Origin of the sequence: Mycobacterium sp. OAS707 (assembly GCF_014873705.1) — a bacterium.
Lineage (GTDB): Bacteria > Actinomycetota > Actinomycetes > Mycobacteriales > Mycobacteriaceae > Mycobacterium.
Window position 1 is genome coordinate 1,121,662 of the sequence record NZ_JADBDS010000003.1, and the last position, 17,491, is coordinate 1,139,152.

The window sequence follows — 17,491 nt, forward strand, 5'->3', positions numbered from 1 at the left end:
GGAAGAGTCGTCATGACTGAGAACACCGAGGTGCGGGTCGCGATTGTCGGTGTAGGTAACTGCGCGTCCTCGCTTGTGCAGGGTGTGCAGTATTACCAGGACGCCGACGAGAACGCGACGGTTCCCGGGCTTATGCATGTGCGCCTCGGCCCGTACCACGTCCGGGACGTGAAGTTCGTCGCCGCATTCGACGTCGATGCCAAGAAGGTCGGCTTCGACCTGTCCGAGGCGATCTTCGCGTCGGAGAACAACACCATCAAGATCGCCGACGTGCCACCCACCAACGTCACGGTCCAGCGCGGCCCGACACTGGACGGCATCGGCAAGTACTACGCCGAGACCATTGAGGTGTCCGACGTCGAGGCCGTGGACGTGGTCAAGACGCTGAAGGACAACGACGTCGACGTGATGGTGTCCTACCTGCCCGTCGGCTCCGAAGAGGCCGACAAGTTCTACGCCCAGTGCGCGATCGACGCCGGCGTCGCATTCGTCAACGCCCTGCCCGTCTTCATCGCCAGCGACCCGGTGTGGGCCAAGAAGTTCGAAGACGCCGGAGTGCCTATCGTCGGCGACGACATCAAGAGCCAGGTCGGCGCGACCATCACCCACCGCGTGATGGCCAAGCTGTTCGAGGACCGCGGCGTGCAACTCGACCGCACGATGCAGCTCAACGTCGGCGGCAACATGGACTTCCTGAACATGCTCGAGCGTGAGCGGCTGGAGAGCAAGAAGATCTCCAAGACCCAGGCCGTCACGTCCAACCTGCAGCGCGAGTTCAAGACCAAGGACGTGCACATCGGCCCGTCGGATCACGTCGGTTGGCTCGACGACCGCAAGTGGGCCTACGTGCGGCTGGAAGGCCGCGCCTTTGGCGACGTGCCGCTGAACCTGGAGTACAAGCTCGAGGTGTGGGACTCGCCGAACTCGGCCGGCGTCATCATTGACGCGGTGCGTGCGGCGAAGATCGCCAAGGACCGCGGCATCGGCGGACCTGTCGAGGCCGCCTCGGCGTATCTGATGAAGAGCCCGCCCAAGCAGCTGCCGGACGACATCGCGCGGGCGCAGCTCGAGACGTTCATCGAGGGTTAGCCTCGACGGCGTGACCAACGCCGAAGTCTCTGACGACGATTTGATCGGGCTCGACGAGTTCGGGCTGCTGCACGAAAACGCCGAGCAGATCGGCGTCGACACGATCCCGCCGGTGCGGCGCATCGAGTCCGGTCCGATCAGCGCGCTCAAGTGGGGCGAGGAGCCACCGCAGGTGGTGTTCCTGCACGGCGGCGGGCAGAACGCGCACACCTGGGACACCGTGATCGTCGGACTCGGGCTGCCCGCGCTCGCGATCGACCTGCCAGGACATGGCCGATCGGCATGGCGCGAGGACGGCGCCTACGGGCCGCGGATCAGCGCCGAGACCCTGCGCCCTGTACTGCGCGAGTGGGCGCCGCGTCCGCGACTGGTCGTCGGCATGTCGTTGGGCGGCCTGACCGCGCTGCGGATCGCGGCGTCGGAGCCAGACCTCGTTCCTCAGTTGGTACTCGTCGACGTCACGCCGTCTGCACCCGAGCGCCACGAGCAGATGACGAAGGCCCAGATGGGCACCGTCGCACTGGTCCAAGGCGACCGAACGTTTCCGACGTTTCAGGCGATGCTCGACGTGACGGTGACCGCGGCGCCGCATCGTGATCGGAAGTCGTTGCGCCGCGGCGTCTTTCACAACTCCAAGCAGCTCGACGACGGCACCTGGACGTGGCGCTACGACTCGTTCCGCAATGGCGACGGCTTCGAGGCGCTGTGGGACGACGTGCCCGCGATTACGATGCCGACCACGTTGGTGCGCGGCGCGAATTCATACTTCGTCAACGATGAAGACGCCGAGGCGTTTGCGAAGGGGGCGCCGGGATTTCAGCGGACGCACGTGGTCGCTGACTCCGGGCACTCGGTTCAGGGCGACCAGCCAGCTGGCCTTGTGGAGATCCTGCGCGGCGTTGTTCAGTGACGCCGCTATAGCGGGCGGGCGTGAACTCTCCCAGGTATTCGGTGAAGACGTTGCGCGTGCGTCGCGTCGGCACACCCATGTCGGTAAGTAGGTCGTCGACGTAGTGCGCCACGCACGGGCCAACGAAGAAACCTTGCGAGCGCGCGGGAAGCACGTCCGCCAGCCAGGCATGCACGCGCTGTATCTCGGACTCCATCTCATCGACCGTGGGCGGGATGAGCTCGCCACGGAACGTCTGGGAGAGCCAATGGGCGGCGATCTCCGCGGTGAGCTGACACGCGGTCGATGAGGCGTAACCGATGAACCCGAGCCGCGGTTCGGTCGGCGGAAGGATGTGCCGGTAGAGCACGAACCGGCCATCCCGCATTGCCGCCGACGCAAGCTCTGGCGTCAGGAAAGGCAACGTCTGCCGCCAACCGGTGGCGAAGACCACCGTGTCGGCGGCGATGCGATCGCCGCTCGCGAGCACTACCTCGTCGCCGTCACCGAAGGCCATGATCGAGTCGTGCCTTAGGTTTAGCCGTCCCTGGCGGGCCGCCGCGTAGAACTCCGGTGCAACTCCGACGTTCTCGAGACCCATCGGCAATCGCTGGCTGGGGATCATGACCGCCGGCATGCGCAGCAGCGAGCTGAAGAGCAAGCTGGCGAGCCACCAGAACACCTGTGTGAGGATCTTTCCCGGCCCGTGCAGAAACCCCTCGACACGGTTGAGGCGGTGATAGCGAAAGAACGCTTCGGAGAATCGGCCCAACACAAGTCGATCGATCGGAACTCCACCCGGCAGTAGTCGCGGCGACATCCAATGCGGCGCGCGAAAGACCAGGGTGCACCGTTGTGCATGCTCCGCCGCCCAGGCGGCACAGTCGAGTGCCGACTTTCCCGCCCCAACGACGACGACGCGCTTCTCCGCTAGCAGCGCGCGATCCGTCGCCTCGCTGGAGTGCAACATCGCCCCGCCGAAGCGCTCGACCCCAGGGATCTCGGGCACCAGCGGTTCGGAGAAAGTGCCAGCGCAGACCACGACGAAGTCGCAGTGCACGGTCGCGGCCCCTTCCGGACCTCGCACCGCGACCTCGAACCCGTCGTCGCGTCGACAGACGCTGACCACTTCTGTCGAGAGTCGGATCGACGGCGCTAGTTCGAACCGGTCGACATACGACGCGAGATAGCGGCGAACCTGCTCCGCCGTCGGAAAGAGGTCGGCGGAACGGTCATAGGGGTGGTCCGAAAATGCATAGGTGTCACGAGAATTGTTGGTTCGCAGACCGGGATACGTCCGCGACTCGATCCACACCCCGCCTGCCGCAGATTCCTTTTCGAACGCAATCACGTCAAAACCGTCGTGACGCAACACCTTTGCGGTTACCAGACCGGCGATACCCGCACCTATCACCACGACACGCTTGCGCTCGTCCATCGTGTTGATCGCCCCCCGGCATAGACAGCTACAGCGATGCTATCCCTCTGCGTCCCCAGCTGTTTACCAATTGCTTCCCAGCTGATTGCCAAACAGTCGTAGGTTCCACGATGTGGCCCTCATTCCGTTGAATCTGCTTGTCGCCCACGGCGGCCGATCGTCGCGCCAGCACGTGACCTGCCGGTACAAGTGCGGCGACGCCTGCTCCAAGCCCGCGCCCAACCCCACCGACAACGAATACTTCGGCGACATCGTCAAGGCGCTCTCGCGGCGGTCGATGCTGCGTGCCGGTGGCGTCGCGGTGCTGGCGGTCGGCGCCGGGTCGGCGCTGGCAGCCTGCGCAAGCGGCGAGCAGCCCGTCGCGACGCCCAGCTCATCGCCCACACCAGCGGCACCGCCGCCCGGCATGAACTTCACCGCCGTGGCTCCCAACAAAGAGGACGCCGTCGTCATCCCCGAGGGCTATCAGCAGTCGGTGGTGATCAGCTGGGGCGACCCGATCCTGGCTGGCGCCCCGAAGTTCGACGTGAAGGCGCAGACCGCCGCCGCGCAGCGCGGCCAGTTCGGCTTCAACAACGACTTCGCCGGGCTGCTGCCCGTCCCCGGCCAGCAGAACCGCTTCCTGTTGGTCACCAATCACGAGTACGTCACCCCGCAGTTCATGTTCCCGGGTTACGACGCCAAAAAGCCCACCCGCGAGCAGTTCGACATCGAGATCGCCGCGCTCGGAATGTCCGTCGTCGAAGTCGAGCGCACCCCGGACGGGCTCAAACCGGTGGCAGGCGCCTACAACCGGCGTATCACCGCCGACACTCCCTTCACGCTGACGGGCCCCGCGGCGGGCACCGACTTCGTCAAGACGGCCGCAGACCCGACCGGGCGCACTGTGGCCGGCACCTTCGCCAACTGCTCTGGCGGCGTAACCCCTTGGGGCACAGTACTTTCCGGTGAAGAGAACTTCCACAGCTATTTCGGCGCTCCCGATGGCGCGGCCAAGCCCAGCCCGGTGGACGCCGACCGCTTCGACCGCTACGGCGTCGCCCACGAGCCGTCAGAACTGCTGTGGGAGACCTTCGACCCGCGCTTCGACGTCGCCAAGACGCCCAACGAAGTCAACCGGTTCGGCTGGGTGGTCGAGATCAACCCGTGGGATCCGAACTCGAAGCCCGTCAAGCACACCGCCCTGGGCCGGCTCAAGCACGAGGCCGCCACCGTCTACGTCACGGGCGACGGCACGGTGGTCGCCTACAGCGGTGACGACGAACGCTTCGACTACATGTACAAGTTCGTCTCCGCCAAGAAGATTCAACCCGGTACCGATCCGGCCGCGATGGCGCACAACCTGACGATCCTCGACGAGGGCACGCTGTACGTCGCGAAGCTCACCAGCGACATCCCCGCCGACGAGATCGACGGCTCCGGCAAGCTGCCGAAAGAAGGCGCTTTCAGCGGCACCGGAACATGGCTTCCGCTGCTGCGCTCCGGACCCAACGGGGAGGGCCAGTCGCTGGTCGAGGGCGTTACCGCGCAGGAGGCGGCGGTCTTCACACGACTGGCGGCCGACAAGGCCGGCGCCACCAAGATGGATCGGCCCGAAGATTTCGAGGCCAACCCCAAGACCGGCAAGGTCTACGTCGCGCTGACCAACAACGACAAGCGCGGCACCCAGGGCAAGGCGCCCGTCGACGCCGCGAACCCGCGCAACGAGAACAAGAACGGACAGATCCTCGAGATCACCGACGACCACGCGGGCACCAGCTTCACCTGGGATCTGCTGCTTGTCTGCGGCGACCCGAAGGCCGCCGACACCTACTTCGCCGGTTTCGACAAGGCGAAGGTCAGCCCCATCTCCTGCCCCGACAACGTCGCGTTCGACAGCCACGGAAACCTGTGGATCTCCACCGACGGCAACGCGCTGAAGTCCAACGACGGGTTGTTCGCGGTCGCGCTCGAAGGCCCCAACCGCGGCGAGACCAAGCAGTTCCTGACCGTGCCGAAGGGCGCTGAGACCTGCGGCCCCGTCGTGACCGACGACCTCGTCACGGTGTGCGTGCAGCATCCCGGCGAAAACGACGACAACAGCCTCGACAACCCGCTGTCACACTGGCCGGAGGGCGGCGCCGGAACGGCCAGACCGTCGGTGGTCGCGGTCTGGAAGGCCAACGGTCAAATAGGCGTATAGCGTCAAGACAGTGAGCTTCCCCATTCGCATCGGCGTGCAACTGCAGCCGCAACACTCCCCGCAATACAGCCACATCCGCGACGCGGTCCGCCGCTGTGAGGACATCGGCGTCGACGTCGCATTCAACTGGGATCACTTCTTCCCGCTCTACGGCGATCCAGACGGCCCGCATTACGAATGCTGGACGATGCTCGGCGCGTGGGCCGAGCAGACGTCGCGGCTCGAGATCGGCGCACTGGTCACCTGCAACTCGTATCGCAACCCCGAGCTGCTGGCCGATATGGCGCGCACCGTCGACAACATCTCCGAGGGGCGCCTGATCCTCGGCATCGGCTCCGGCTGGAAGCAGAAGGATTACGACGAGTACGGCTACGAGTTCGGCACCGCAGGCAGCAGGCTCGACGACCTCGCCGCCGACTTTCCGCGCATCAAGTCGCGGCTGGCCAAGCTCAATCCGGCACCGACCCGCGACATCCCCGTGCTGATCGGCGGACAGGGCGAGAAAAAGACGCTGCGACTGGTCGCCGAGTACGCCGACATCTGGCACGGATTCACCTCGCTGGACACCTACCCCGCGAAGGCGGAGATCCTGGCGCGGCACTGCGCGGACGTCGGCCGCGACCCGGCCAGCATCGAGCGCTCCGCAGGTGTGCAGGGCAAGGGCCTCGATGCGCTGCTGGCCGAGGCCGACGCGTTCGCCGACCTGGGCGTCACGTTGCTGACCGTCGGCGTCAACGGACCAGACTACGACCTGACGCAGGCCGAAGCGCTGTGCCGCTGGCGCGACCGTCGGCAATGAATGGAAACTGAACTGGCGGAACGGCTCCCGGCGCGGCGGCTACGTGAGATGCTGACCGCGCCATGCCCAAGAAGTATGGGGTCAAAGAAAAAGACCTCGTGGTTTCGCATGTCGTCAACCTGGTGCTGACTGGCAAACTGCGGTCGGGGGACCGGGTTGATCGCAACGAGATCGCCAATGATCTAGGACTGTCCCGCGTCCCGATACAGGAGGCGGTGGTCCAGCTCGAGCATGACGGCATCCTGTCGACGCAGTACCACCGCGGCGCGTACGTCGAACGATTCGACGAGTCCGTGGTGCGCGAACACCACGAGCTCTATGGACTGCTGAGTGGCCTCGCATCGTCGCGTGCCGCGGTCGACGCGCTGCCGCACATCCTCGACCAGCTGACCGTGTTGACGGAGGCGATGCGCAGCAGCAAAGACTCGCGCACGTTTCAGGAGACGGCATGGCAGTTCCGCAGCGTGATCAACGACGAGTACGCGGGCCCGCGGTTGCAGGCTGCCATCCGCGCGTCGCAGACGTTCATGCCACGCGGTTTCTGGTTGGCCTACCTCAACAACCACGACGAGATGCTGCCATTCTTCGAAGCCGAGACGGCCGCCATTGCCCGCCGGGACCCTGATGCTGCCCGCGCCGCGTGCGCCCAACGCTCCGATGCGATGGCCAGGATCATGCTCGGCGAGTTGGTGCGCCGCGGAGTGCTGCGGCCGGCCGGAGCCGCTTGGCCGGCGACATCCAGCTCAGGCGCATCGGTTGTGTTCTAAGTGAGCTGAAGGCGATTCCGTCAGGCGCTCGGCGGCTACCTTGCTCTGATGACCGCCGTGAAGACATTCGTCGTCGCCCTGATCGCGCTGCTGATCGGCAGCATGGGGCTGGCGGCGCCCGCGGGCGCGGTCGACCAGTGCGCCCCGCCGGGAGTCTCGAGTGCCAGCGCCTTGCCCACGAATCTCGCCGCCGCCGCGCAGGGCCCAGGCGCCGACAAGTACACGACCGCGACGGTCCAACCGCTGTCTGCCGTCAACGTCAATGCGCTTGGCCTGAGCGTGCCGGGCACCCTGACCGTCGGCACGCTGTCCGACGCGCCGCCGAGCATCTGCATCAACTCCGCGGGCCAGTTCACGGGCTTCGACAACGAACTGCTGCGCGCGATCGCTGACAAGCTCGGCCTGAAGATCAACTTCGTCGGCACCGAATTCTCCGGTCTGCTCGCACAGGTGGCGGCGCGGCGCTTCGACGTCGGCTCGTCGTCGATCACCACCACCGATGCGCGACGGAAAACCGTCGGCTTCACCAACGGCTACGACTTCGGCTACTTCTCCTTGGTGGTGCCTTCCGGCTCGCCGATCACCGGCTTCGACAAGCTGGCGGCGGGCCAGCGCATCGGCGTCGTGCAGGGCACGGTGCAGGAGGCATACGTCATCGACACGCTGCATCTGCAGCCGGTGAAGTTCCCCGACTACAACACCGTCTACGCCAGCCTCAAGACCCGCCAGATCGACGCGTGGGTGGCGCCGTCGCAGCAGGCTTCTGGCACCGTGCAGGCGGGCGATCCGGCGCAGATCATCGAAAACACCTTCAGCTTGGACAATTTCGTTGCGTGGGCGGTGGCCAAGGAGAACAAACCGTTGATCGACGCGCTGAACTCCGGGCTGGACGCCGTGATCGCCGACGGCACCTGGGCGCGGCTGTACTCCGACTGGGTGCCGCGCGCATTGCCGCCGGGATGGAAGCCCGGATCGAAAGCAGTTCCTGCGCCGCAGTTGCCCGACTTCGCGGCGATCGCGGCGGCCCATCAGCAGCCGGCGTCGAGTGCTGCCGCGCCGAAGTCGACGCTGTCGCAGCTGAAGGATTCGTTCCTCAACTGGGATCTGTACAAGCAGGCGATCCCCGACCTGTTGAAGACCGGGCTGCCGAACACGTTGATACTGACCGTTTCTGCCGCGGTGATCGGTCTGGTGCTGGGCATGGCGCTGGCGGTCGCGGGCATCTCGCGGGCGCGGTGGCTGCGATGGCCTGCGCGCGTGTACACCGACATCTTCCGTGGGCTGCCCGAAGTGGTGATCATCCTGCTGATCGGGCTCGGCGTCGGGCCGGTGGTCGGCGGGCTGACCGGTAACAACCCGTATCCACTCGGGATCGCGGCGCTGGGGTTGATGGCGGCCGCCTATGTCGGCGAGATCTTCCGGTCCGGGATCCAGAGCGTGGAGCCGGGACAGCTGGAGGCCTCGCGCGCACTGGGCTTCAGTTATCCGTCGTCGATGCGGCTGGTGGTGGTGCCGCAGGGCGTGCGGAGGGTGTTGCCCGCGTTGATGAATCAGTTCATCTCGCTGTTGAAGGCTTCGTCGCTGGTGTACTTCCTCGGGCTGGTGGCCAACCAGCGGGAGCTGTTTCAGGTCGGCCGAGATCTCAACGCGCAGACCGGAAATCTGTCGCCGTTGGTTGCGGCAGGGTTGTTCTATTTGTTGTTGACGGTTCCGCTGACGCATCTGGTGAACTTCATCGACTACCGATTACGTCGTGGTCGCGAGCCAGGCCGAGAAGACCCGCTCGAGCTGTCCACGTCGCAGGAGATGATCTGATGGCCGCGGTTTCCTTGGGCGCCAAGGATATTCACTTGGCATTCGGTCCGAATGCGGTGCTGCGCGGGGTTGATCTGGACGTGCCCGCGGGGACGACGACCGCGGTGATCGGGCCGTCGGGGTCGGGAAAGTCGACGCTGCTGCGCACCCTGAACCGGCTGTACGAACCCGACAAGGGCGACATCCTGCTCGATGGGCGCTCGGTGCTGGCCGACAACCCCGATCAGTTGCGGCAGCGGATCGGCATGGTGTTTCAGCACTTCAACCTTTTTCCGCACCGCAGTGTGCTGGACAACGTGACGCTGGCGCCGCGAAAGCTCAAGCGGCTCAGCGCCTCGGAGGCCCGGGAGCTTGGGCTCGCGCAATTGGAGCGCGTGGGGCTGCGGCAGAAAGCCGACGTGCGGCCGGGCACGCTGTCGGGCGGGCAGCAGCAGCGGGTGGCGATTGCGAGGGCGCTGGCGATGTCGCCCGAAGTGATGTTCTTCGACGAGGCGACTTCGGCGCTGGACCCCGAGTTGGTCAAGGGCATCCTTTCGTTGATCGCCGAACTCGGCGCTGACGGGATGACGATGGTGGTCGTCACGCACGAGATGGGCTTCGCCCGGTCGACGTCGGATGCGGTGGTGTTCATGGACCACGGTCAGGTGGTCGAGTCGGGTCCGCCGGAGCAAATTTTCGACGCGGCGGAGACGGATCGCCTGCGCCGATTCTTGTCGCAAGTTTTGTGAGGTTAATTGACGCGCATTCCCATGTGGCAGGCAACGACAGGTTAGACTGGCGAATTATGGTGGAGACGGATTCGCAGGTCGGCGAGCTCGCCGGCGAGCTGCAACGCGTGCTCTCCAAGGTGTTTTCGGTGCTTCGCCGGGGGGATACGAATCGCAACGAAGCCGGCGACCTGACGCTGGCTCAGCTGTCGATTCTGCTGACGTTGCTCGACCAGGGGCCGATCCGAATGACGGAGCTGGCCGCACACGAGCGGGTCCGTACCCCCACGACGACGGTGGCGATTCGCCGGCTGGAGAAGCTGGGTCTTGTCAAGCGTTCGCGCGACCCTTCGGATTTGCGAGCCGTGCTCGTCGACATCACCCCGAAGGGGCTGTCTCAGCATCGCGAAGCGCTTGCCGCGCGGCGGGCCCATCTCGCCGCACTTCTGGCAAAACTGTCGCCGGAGGATCTCGAGACGCTGACCAAGGCGCTCGTTCCGTTGGAGCGGTTGGCCGAATAGTCACGCGGGTCAGCCGGGTTTGCGACCCCAGACCTGGATGTACGGGCCGAAGAACACGGCCGTCCCTGGGTCGTCGAGATGTGTTGTGACTGCTGCCTTCAACTCGTCGACCTCGGCTTCGGTGGCCAGATCCATCGCCACGATTCGATCCTTGAAGTTGCCGACGAAATCGACGACGAGGCTTCGGCGGGGATCACCTGAGGGATGGTGATGCATGATCGGGTGCACCCGGACATCGACCAGCCCGCTCTCGCGAAGCATGCGGGGCAGGCGCCTGCCGAGGTAATAGTCGTTCCCGTTCTTCGCCGAGACGGTGAGGTACAGGTCCCACAGCGTGCTCCACGCCTGCGACGGCGGGTCGCACATGACGCCGACAAAGTCGATCTCGTGAAACGCCACCACACCGCCCGGTCGCGTCAACGCAACCGCGGTTGCGATCACCTGCTCCGGCTCAGGAATGTTGACCAGGACCAACCGCGAAGTGACCACGTCGAATGACCCTTCGACCAGGCCGACAGCGCGCGCATCGCCTGCGTAGACTTCGACGTTCTGCAGGCCCTGTGTGCTCAGGAAGTCTCGGGCCCATTCGACGGCGGTGGGGCTGAGCTCGACGCCGACGACGCGGCCCGTCGGGCCGACCCGCGAACTGAGCAGGTCGAGACAGCCGCGCGGCCCGCAGCCGATCTCCAAAACCCTTGCGCCCTCGGCAATCCCGATCTGGTCGAAGAGCCAGGCCGACTCCGCGCCGAGCTCCTCGGCTTGACGTTGCAATCGCTGCTGTTCGGACTCGCGATAGCCCAGTGCATAATTCTCGGCTGCTGTCATGGCCCCTCCCCTGGCTCGGACAGTGCGTGCTTGGCAGTATGCGCGCCCGCGGCTCGGCGCGGATGCCAAACTGCGGCAGTAGTTCTCGGACTATTCCGATCGCAACGACAGTTAGCCGAGCCAGTCGAGGACGGCTGCGGCGGTCCACGACTGTTGCATGCTGCCAAGCGGCTCGCCGGTGAAGGGCTCGTAGTACTCGGCGAAAGTTCCGTCGCTGGCCTGCCGCAGGCCTTCCCGCTTGAGCATCAGCGCGCGTTCGGACCAGCCGCGGCGGGCGAAGCACCAGGAGAACAGCCACGTCATCACCGGCCACACGGGCCCGCGCCAATATTCACGCTGGCGGAAGTCCCGCGACACCGGTGACGTCGACGGAATCAACGCGTACCGCAGATCGGGGTGCCCGCAGAACCGTGGCCCTTCGAGGAGTCGCAGCAGCGCGCGTTCCTTGTCGTGCGGCAACCCGCCGCACAGCAGTGGGGCGAACTGCGCAACGGTCTCCGTGGCCACCCAGCGGTCGGCGCGCACGTCGAAATCCCTTGCAGCGCCGGTTCTTTCGTCGGTGGTTTCGACCACCCCGCTGCGGAACCGCTCGGCCCACGCGTACAGATCCTTGACGTCGGCGTGCGGCCGCTTGTAGTCCTCGCCGATCTCGGCGAGGACTTGGCACGCGACGGACAGGATCGCCGAAACGAACACGTCTTCGACGGCGAAGCTCATCACTTTCGGCAGCAATTCGTCGTCGTAGCGCGCCGACTTCATCTCCTCCAGCAGCCACAGGTAGCGGTCGTACTCGAGGTCGCTCGGCCGCTGGCTGGCGTCGGTGACGATCGTGTTGTCCTCGCGCTGGTACTCCGGGACACTGCCGGGAATCACGTTGGCGTAGGCGCTGTCCCAGCGCGGCGAGTTGTCCATGCCGGACTCCCAGCCGTGATACAGCGTGACGCGGCCGCGGGCTTTCGGGTCGCGGGCCTCGGCCAGCCAACGGTGCCAACGGACGAGGTCGGCCCACCGGCGATCCAGGAACGCCTCGGCGACGGCGCGGGTGGACCGGCCGCGAGAGCGCGCCTGGTCGAGAATCCGTTGCACGGCGATCGCATGCACGGGCGGCTGGGTGATGCCAGAAGTGTGGCGGGTCCGCGGCGCGTTGGCCGCAAGCGCGCTCGTGGCCCAGCGGGCGGGCCCCGGGAAGTAGCCGTCGACGCCGTTGGCGAAGACGATGTGCGGGATCATGCCGTTCGTCCATTGCGCAGAGAGCAGGGTGTCCAGTTCGACGACGGCGCGCTCGACGCTCAGCGGCGCCAGCCCGATGGCCACGAATGCGGCGTCCCAGCTCCACATGTGCGGGTACAGCAACGGCGCCGCGGTAGTCATCACGCCCAGGTCATTGCCGCGCAGCAGGTATGCGGCGCGGGCTGCGAGCTGGGTCGGAGCGAAGCTGTGGTCGGGTGGCATTGGTCTAATAATGCGACGCGTTTGCCCGAATCGCAGATCGGTAGGGTTTCCGACATGCCGACTGCGATGATCACGGGGGCTTCCGGCGGGCTTGGCGCTGCCCTCGCCGAGGTGCTTGCCCCGACGCACACCCTGTTTCTGGCCGGCCGTCCGTCGGCACGCCTCGACGAGGTGGCCACCCGCTTCGGCGCGACCACCTGGCCCGTCGACCTGGCTGACACCGACGAGATTCCTGCGGCCGTCGAGCCGATCGACGAACTGGACGTGCTGATCCACAATGCCGGGGTGGCGTTCCCGGGCCGGGTCGCCGAGTCGGATGTCTACGAATGGCGAATGACCATGGAGGTCAACGTCATTGGTGCGGTGGCGTTGACGTTGGCGCTACTGCCCGCATTGCGTGCGGCCAACGGTCACGTGGTGTTCATCAACTCCGGAGCGGGGATCAGCGCATCTCCGGGATTGGCGTCGTATACGGCTTCCAAGTTCGCACTGCGCGGATTCGCCGACTCGCTGCGCAACGACGAGCCGTCGCTGCGGGTGACGTCGGTGCACCCCGGACGGATCGCGACCGCGATGCAGGAAGGCTTGATCGCTTACGAAGGCAAGGACTACGACCCGTCGCAATTCCTGAGTCCAGAGACGGTGGCGAAGATCGTGGCAGACGCGGTGAACGCCCCGTCCGACGCTCGCATCAACGAGGTCATCGTTCGTCCGAGGTGAATCGTTGTGTCAGGCCGCGTCGGCTTTCGACAGCGGCCGTCTGCCCACCGCCTGCCCCAGAATCACTTTCGTCGTGATCGCGGCGAGCTTGAGCATGCCGAGGTGGGTTGACGGATTGAACAACGTAGGCCATTTGGTGCGTGTCCTGTGCGCGTCGAGCGGACGGTCGGTGAACCGGTCGCGCAGCCACCGCAGTGTCATCGGCGCGGACAACGGATGCAACAGCAAGTGTTCGCAGAACCGGTCGCGGTGGTAGGTGACCGCCGCCCCTCCGTCGTCGTAGGTGCGCACGAGTGCGTCGATGTCGTCGACGCTGATGATGCCGTCGTGGACGGCCTGGACGATCAGCACAGGCACGTCCGGCATCGACTTGCCGAGCTTGGTTTCCTCGAAGATGTGGCGGACCTGCGGTAGGTCCCACAACTCGTCGGCCGACATGTCGACGTAGGACCCGATGTCGATGTGACGAAACCGCCACACCGCCTGCAACGTCGTCATCGTGTGCAACGCGTCGAGCAGCGCTTTGCCTTCGGTGGTCGCGTGCTCGTCGACGACCTGCTGCGCGCCGGGGAAGACGTGCGTCAGCGCGGTGATCATCAAGGCGGCCAGGCCGGCAAAGAAGCTGCCGTTGAGACGCCGCGCCACACTGCCAGGATCTCCGACGGGTGAACCGAGTACCGCGCCGACCACGTTGAGTTCGGGCGCGTAACTGCTGCGTAGCTCGGCCGCCCACGCTGAGGCCAGCCCACCGCCGGAGTATCCCCACAGGCCGACCGGCGCGGAGGGCTGCAGGCCCAGCTTTTCGCAGTGCAGTGCGGCGCGCACCCCGTCGAGGATTCGGTAACCCGGTTCGCGCGGCGAACCCCACATGCCGTGGCAGCCTTCATGGTCGGGCACCGAGACCGCCCAGCCTTCGGCCAGCGCCGCCGCCACCAACAGATATTCGGCTTGGGTGAATGCCCCGACCGGGCCGGTCCCTAGACGCATCGCGTGCGACGGGAAACAACGGGACGTCACCGCGTCGATGGCGCACTGATAGGACAACAGTGGGCACGGTCGGGCGGGGTCCGGCTGCGCCGGCAGCAACACCGTGGTTACGGCCACCTCCGCGTCGCCATGCAAGTTGGTGGTTCGGTACAGCAGTTGGGTGGCGGCGACCCGCTGCGGGATCACGCCGAGGAAGCCGATCGTCACATCGCGCGAGCGCAGCACCGTGCCGGGCTCAGCCTGCGCGTAGCCCGGCGGCGGCTCGTAGAAGGGATCGTCGTCGGGGGTGGTCGCGTCCTCGATGACGCCGGCATCACTGCTCACGCCTCAATCGATACCCGCGGTACCGCATTCTCAACCTTCGGCTGGGCGTGATTAGTGTGCGTTTGGGAGCGGTGAGCGCTCCTCAACGCACACAAATCGCTGACTAGACGACGATGTTGACCAGGCGGCCTGCGACCACGATCACCTTCTTCGGTGTCGCGCCGTTGATGAACGCCTGCACTTTCTCGTCGGCCAGCGCCGCGGTCTCCAGCGTGTCGGCGTCGGCGTCGGCGGGCACCGTCACGTGGCCGCGAACCTTGCCGTTGACCTGCACCGGGTACTCGACGGTGTCCTCGACCAGGTACTGCGGGTCGGCCACCGGGAACGGGCCATGCGCCAGCGACTTCTCGTGGCCAAGGCGCTGCCACAATTCCTCAGCCAAGTGCGGGGCCAGCGGCGCGACCATCAAGACCAGCGGCTCCAGCGCCGCCCGCGAGCGCACCTCGTTCTTGGTCAGGTAGTTGGTGTACTCGATCAGCTTGGCCGCCGCGGTGTTGTTGCGCAGCGCCGCGTAGTCCTCGGACACCCCGGCGATCGTGCGGTGCAGTTGGCGCTGCGTCTCGTCGTCCAGCGCCTCGTGTTCGGCGGCCCGTTCGACGCCGGTCTGCTCGTCGACCACCAGCCGCCACACCCGCTGCAGGAACCGGTGCGCGCCGACGACGTCCTTGGTGGCCCACGGCCGCGATGCCTCCAGCGGACCCATCGACATCTCGTAGACGCGCAGCGTGTCGGCGCCGTAGTTGTCGCAGATCTCGTCGGGTGACACCGAGTTCTTCAAGCTCTTGCCGATCTTGCCGAACTCCTGGTTGACCTCGATCTCGCCGTCGGGTCCCGTCCAGTAGAACTTGCCGTCGCGCTCGGTGACTTCAGCAGCGGGCACATAAGCGCCGCGAGCATCGGTGTAGGCGAACGCCTGGATGTAGCCCTGGTTCACCAACCGCCGGAACGGCTCCTTGCTGCTGATGTGGCCGAGATCGTAGAGCACCTTGTGCCAGAACCGCGCATACAGCAGATGCAGCACGGCATGCTCGACACCACCGACGTACAGGTCCACGCCGCCAGGGTCCTTGGCGCCGTGCTCAGCGGGCCGCGGCCCCATCCAGTACGCCTCGTTCTCCTTGGCGCACAAGGCTTCTGAGTTGTGGGGATCGGTGTAGCGCAACTCGTACCACGAACTGGCCGCCCACTGCGGCATGACGTTGGTGTCGCGGGTGTAGGGCTTCAGCCCGTCGCCGAGGTCGAGTTCGACGTTGACCCAGTCGGTCGCCTTGCCCAGCGGCGGTGACGGTTCGCTGTCCGCATCGTCGGGGTCGAACTGCACCGGGGCGTAGTCGGGGATATCGGGCAACTCGACGGGCAGCGCCGACTCCGGCAGCGGGTGTGCGCGGCCGTCGGCGTCGTACACGACGGGGAAGGGCTCGCCCCAGTACCTCTGGCGCGCAAACAGCCAGTCACGCAGCTTGTACTCGACGCGCGCGCGGCCCCGGCCCTCGGCCTCGAGCCGTTTGGTGATCGCCTCTTTCGCCGACGCGACACTCAGTCCGTTGAGGAAGTCGGAGTTGACGACTTCACCGTCGCCGCTATACGCGCCTTGTGAAATGTCGCCGCCTGCAACGGTTTCCACGATCGGCAAGCCGAACTCGTGAGCGAAGTCCCAGTCCCGCTGATCGCCGCCGGGCACCGCCATGATCGCGCCGGTGCCGTAGCCAAGCAGCACGTAGTCGGCGATGAAGATCGGGATGCGTTGACCGTTGACCGGGTTGGTGGCGTAGGCGCCGATGAAGACGCCGGTTTTGTCCTTGTTCTCCTGACGCTCCAGATCCGACTTGGCCGCGATGGTCGCGCGGTAGTTGGCGACGGCTTGGGCAGGTGTCGGCGCGCCGAACGTCCACCGCTCGTCGACACCGGTCGGCCATTGGGCCGCGGTCAGCTTGTCCACCAGATCGTGCTCGGGCGCCAGCACCATGTATGTCGCGCCGAACAGCGTGTCGGGGCGCGTCGTGAACACTTCGAGGTCACCCGCATCCGTGCCGAACAGCACCGAAGCGCCGGTGGACCGGCCGATCCAGTTGCGCTGCATGGCCTTGACCTTCTCGGGCCAATCCAGCAGGTCGAGATCGTCCAGTAGCCGGTCGGAATAGGCGGTGATGCGCATCATCCACTGCCGCAGCCGTTTCCGGAACACCGGGAAGTTGCCGCGTTCACTGCGCCCGTCGGAGGTGACCTCTTCGTTGGCCAGCACCGTGCCCAGCCCCGGGCACCAGTTGACCATCGAGTCCGCCCGATACACCAGCCGATAGGAGTCGATCACGTCGGCGCGCTCATCGGCAGACAACTCCGCCCAGGATCGACCGTCGTCCAAAGTACGTGCGCCGGAATCGAATTCGGCAATCAGCTCCGCGATGGGCCTGGCCTTGTTGACGGCAGGGTCGAACCAGGCGTTGAAGATCTGCAGAAAGATCCACTGCGTCCACTTGTAGTAGTCGACGTCGGTGGTGGAGAAGCTGCGGCGGGAGTCATGCCCGAAGCCCAGCCTGCCCAGCTGGCGGCGGAAGTTGACGATGTTCGCCTCGGTGCGGATGCGCGGATGCGTGCCGGTCTGGATCGCGTACTGCTCAGCGGGCAGACCGAACGAATCGAAGCCCAACGCGTGCAACACGTTGCGCCCGGTCATCCGGTAATAGCGGGCGTAGACGTCGGTTGCGATGTAGCCGAGCGGATGCCCGACGTGCAGTCCCTCGCCCGACGGATACGGGAACATGTCCTGCACGAACATCTTGTCCGCGGGCAGCGGTGTGCCGTCCGTCGGCGCCAAGGAGCCCACCGGGTTGGGCACGTTAAAGGTGCCCGACTCGGCCCACGTCTGCTGCCAGGCGTGTTCGATCCGCCCGGCCAGCTCCGCGGTGTAGCGGTGCTGCGGGGTGTCGACCTCGGGCTCTGTCACGTGAACAGGGTATAAGCACGCGCCAGGGCACT

13 protein-coding genes and 1 pseudogene are annotated in these 17,491 nt (G+C 65.9%); 9 read left to right on the plus strand and 5 right to left on the minus strand.

The features are described 5' to 3' along the window. Positions 1-12: 12 nt before the first annotated feature. Together GGC64_RS23740 and GGC64_RS34790 are read left to right on the plus strand one after the other, a co-directional pair. Entirely contained in the window at positions 13-1,089 is a 1,077-nt protein-coding gene (locus GGC64_RS23740; RefSeq protein WP_192724938.1) for an inositol-3-phosphate synthase, read from the plus strand. A gap of 10 nt (positions 1,090-1,099) precedes the next feature. Further along, positions 1,100-1,999 carry an alpha/beta fold hydrolase gene (locus GGC64_RS34790; RefSeq protein WP_370582275.1) on the plus strand — a complete coding sequence of 300 codons (900 nt, stop codon included), beginning with the start codon at positions 1,100-1,102 and terminating at the stop codon, positions 1,997-1,999. Positions 2,000-2,165: 166 nt separating this feature from the next. Here the strand turns inward: GGC64_RS34790 and GGC64_RS23745 are convergent. Further along, positions 2,166-3,416 (minus strand): annotated as a pseudogene (locus GGC64_RS23745) (flavin-containing monooxygenase); the annotation flags it as partial. Between the two features lie 112 nt (positions 3,417-3,528). On the opposite strand from GGC64_RS23745, the gene GGC64_RS23750 reads away from it, so the two are divergent. The 6 genes from GGC64_RS23750 (at position 3,529) to GGC64_RS23775 (ending at position 10,207) form a co-directional block, all read left to right on the plus strand. Then, entirely contained in the window at positions 3,529-5,598 is a 2,070-nt protein-coding gene (locus GGC64_RS23750) for a PhoX family phosphatase (RefSeq protein WP_192724940.1), read from the plus strand. A gap of 10 nt (positions 5,599-5,608) precedes the next feature. Further along, positions 5,609-6,397 carry an LLM class F420-dependent oxidoreductase gene (locus tag GGC64_RS23755; protein ID WP_192724941.1) on the plus strand — a complete coding sequence of 263 codons (789 nt, stop codon included), beginning with the start codon at positions 5,609-5,611 and terminating at the stop codon, positions 6,395-6,397. A gap of 62 nt (positions 6,398-6,459) precedes the next feature. Further along, positions 6,460-7,164: a GntR family transcriptional regulator gene (locus tag GGC64_RS23760; RefSeq protein ID WP_192724942.1), complete on the plus strand. Its 705-nt coding sequence runs from the start codon at positions 6,460-6,462 to the stop codon at positions 7,162-7,164. A gap of 48 nt (positions 7,165-7,212) precedes the next feature. Further along, positions 7,213-8,979, plus strand: coding sequence for an ABC transporter substrate-binding protein/permease (locus tag GGC64_RS23765; protein WP_192724943.1), 1,767 nt, complete (start codon positions 7,213-7,215; stop codon positions 8,977-8,979). Next, a complete protein-coding gene (locus GGC64_RS23770; RefSeq protein ID WP_192724944.1) occupies positions 8,979-9,707 on the plus strand; it encodes an amino acid ABC transporter ATP-binding protein in 729 nt (242 codons plus the stop codon). The genes GGC64_RS23765 and GGC64_RS23770 overlap by 1 nt, the downstream gene beginning before the upstream one ends. A 56-nt stretch (positions 9,708-9,763) precedes the next feature. Further along, the gene (locus tag GGC64_RS23775) at positions 9,764-10,207 is read left to right on the plus strand and encodes a MarR family winged helix-turn-helix transcriptional regulator (protein ID WP_192724945.1); all 444 of its coding nucleotides are present in this window, start codon (positions 9,764-9,766) and stop codon (positions 10,205-10,207) included. A 9-nt stretch (positions 10,208-10,216) separates the two neighbouring features. On the opposite strand, the gene GGC64_RS23780 is transcribed toward GGC64_RS23775, so the two are convergent. Then, positions 10,217-11,032 (minus strand): methyltransferase domain-containing protein, encoded by an 816-nt coding sequence (locus tag GGC64_RS23780; protein ID WP_192724946.1) that lies wholly within the window; start codon positions 11,030-11,032, stop codon positions 10,217-10,219. A gap of 111 nt (positions 11,033-11,143) precedes the next feature. Then, the gene (locus GGC64_RS23785) at positions 11,144-12,484 is read right to left on the minus strand and encodes an amylo-alpha-1,6-glucosidase (protein ID WP_192724947.1); all 1,341 of its coding nucleotides are present in this window, start codon (positions 12,482-12,484) and stop codon (positions 11,144-11,146) included. Positions 12,485-12,538: 54 nt separating this feature from the next. Here GGC64_RS23785 and GGC64_RS23790 point away from each other — a divergent pair, with 54 nt between their 5' ends. After that, a complete protein-coding gene (locus GGC64_RS23790; protein ID WP_192724948.1) occupies positions 12,539-13,204 on the plus strand; it encodes an SDR family oxidoreductase in 666 nt (221 codons plus the stop codon). Between the two features lie 9 nt (positions 13,205-13,213). Here the strand turns inward: GGC64_RS23790 and GGC64_RS23795 are convergent, their stop codons facing one another. Together GGC64_RS23795 and leuS are read right to left on the minus strand one after the other, a co-directional pair. Next, complete coding sequence (locus tag GGC64_RS23795) at positions 13,214-14,515, minus strand: lipase family protein (protein ID WP_192724949.1); 1,302 nt, start codon at positions 14,513-14,515, stop codon at positions 13,214-13,216. A gap of 103 nt (positions 14,516-14,618) precedes the next feature. Beyond that, positions 14,619-17,459, minus strand: coding sequence for a leucine--tRNA ligase (gene leuS, locus GGC64_RS23800; protein WP_192724950.1), 2,841 nt, complete (start codon positions 17,457-17,459; stop codon positions 14,619-14,621). Between the last annotated feature and the right edge of the window lie 32 nt (positions 17,460-17,491).

Coding starts and splice junctions, on each gene's coding strand:
- GGC64_RS23740 (WP_192724938.1), top strand. CDS start 13: ATGACTGAGAACACCGAGGTGCGGGTCGCGATTGTCGGTGTAGGTAAC.
- GGC64_RS23760 (WP_192724942.1), top strand. CDS start 6,460: ATGCCCAAGAAGTATGGGGTCAAAGAAAAAGACCTCGTGGTTTCGCAT.
- GGC64_RS23780 (WP_192724946.1), bottom strand. CDS start 11,032: ATGACAGCAGCCGAGAATTATGCACTGGGCTATCGCGAGTCCGAACAG.
- GGC64_RS23790 (WP_192724948.1), top strand. CDS start 12,539: ATGCCGACTGCGATGATCACGGGGGCTTCCGGCGGGCTTGGCGCTGCC.
- GGC64_RS23785 (WP_192724947.1), bottom strand. CDS start 12,484: ATGCCACCCGACCACAGCTTCGCTCCGACCCAGCTCGCAGCCCGCGCC.
- GGC64_RS23770 (WP_192724944.1), top strand. CDS start 8,979: ATGGCCGCGGTTTCCTTGGGCGCCAAGGATATTCACTTGGCATTCGGT.
- GGC64_RS23775 (WP_192724945.1), top strand. CDS start 9,764: ATGGTGGAGACGGATTCGCAGGTCGGCGAGCTCGCCGGCGAGCTGCAA.
- GGC64_RS23765 (WP_192724943.1), top strand. CDS start 7,213: ATGACCGCCGTGAAGACATTCGTCGTCGCCCTGATCGCGCTGCTGATC.